This is a genomic window from Psychrobacter sp. JCM 18901 (assembly GCF_000586435.1).
Lineage (GTDB): Bacteria > Pseudomonadota > Gammaproteobacteria > Pseudomonadales > Moraxellaceae > Psychrobacter.
In genome coordinates this window covers 1-1,275 of record NZ_BAWH01000048.1, presented here as the reverse complement: position 1 = coordinate 1,275, position 1,275 = coordinate 1, and the positions used below count along the sequence as shown (strand labels likewise).

Genomic DNA, 1,275 nt, shown 5'->3' with positions numbered 1-1,275 from the left:
GAGCTATGCTGAAGAAACCGTAGAGGTAAACTTGGTAAACTAAGAGTATCAACCGGAGTTTACCATGACCAAGAAAGTAAGAACCTACAGTGACGAATTTAAAGCAGAAGCCGTTAAGAAGATAGCAGACAATAACGGTAATGTTTCAGCCACAGCCAAGCAACTTGGCATAGCGATGCAAACCTTATCTAACTGGCAGAACAAAGCCAATCAAGGCAAGCTTATTGGCACAGAACAATATGATCCTGATCTTATGAGTGCTCTTCAAGAAATAAAGCAGCTCAAGCAGCAGCTTAAAGTAGCCGAAGAGGAGCGCGAAATTCTAAAAAAAGGCCACCGCGTACTTTGCCAAGCACAGTTAGTGAAGTATGCCTTTATCCAAGACAACCAACAGGTCTTTAGCATCACCACTATGTGCCGTGTACTAAAGGTTAAGCATTCAAGCTACTACGACTGGCTGAGTCGCGATATCAGCGAACAGCAGATACACCGTAATCATTGCGAGCTACTGGTGAAAGCTGCTCACAATGAAACTCGTGAGCGCTACGGCTGTGAGCGACTACACGCAAAGCTGATAGAGCAAGGGCACGATATTAGCTTATATATGGTCAGAAGTATTAAAGAAGAACATGGTATCAAATGCCGTCGTCATAAACGCTTTAAAGTCACCACCAACTCCAATCACAATAAGCTGGTCTATCCAAACGTTCTGGATCAGAAGTTTGGTGCTAGGCGTCCTAATGAGTCTTGGGTCAGCGATATTACTTATATCTGGACCGATGAAGGCTGGTTGTATTTGGCAGGAGTGAAAGACCTCTACACTAAAGAGCTGGTCGGCTATGCTATCAATAAGCGCATGACTGCTGACTTAGTTGGCAAAGCACTCAATATGGCAGTCAAAAACAAACGACCAAACCCAGGATTGATTGTTCATTCAGACAGAGGCAGTCAGTACTGTAGCCTTGCGTATCACAAGATCATCAAACAGCATCAGTTCATAGGCTCAATGAGCGGTAAGGGAAATTGTTATGATAATGCGCCAATAGAGAGTTTCTGGGGCACATTAAAGAATGAGCTGATATATCATCACGACTATAAAACAAGGTTTACAGCCATAAACGAGATCATTAGCTATATTGAGCTGTACTACAACCAAACGAGGACTCAAAAGGGCCTGGCTATAAGTCGCCAAGACAGGTGTGGTTTGACTTTTATCGTCAGGCTGCGTAACTAAAATCTCCCAAGCTTAACTGTACGGATTTGACGGCAGGGGTC

1 protein-coding gene is annotated in these 1,275 nt (G+C 43.8%); it reads left to right on the top strand.

Annotated features, from left to right (window positions below; translation table 11 throughout):
- Positions 1–64: 64 nt before the first annotated feature.
- A protein-coding gene (locus TT11_RS16510) for an IS3 family transposase (protein ID WP_261871194.1) occupies positions 65–1,230 on the top strand; the annotation gives its coding sequence in 2 pieces (ribosomal slippage) (positions 65–1,175 and positions 1,175–1,230; 1,167 coding nt in all).
- Positions 1,231–1,275 lie beyond the last annotated feature (45 nt).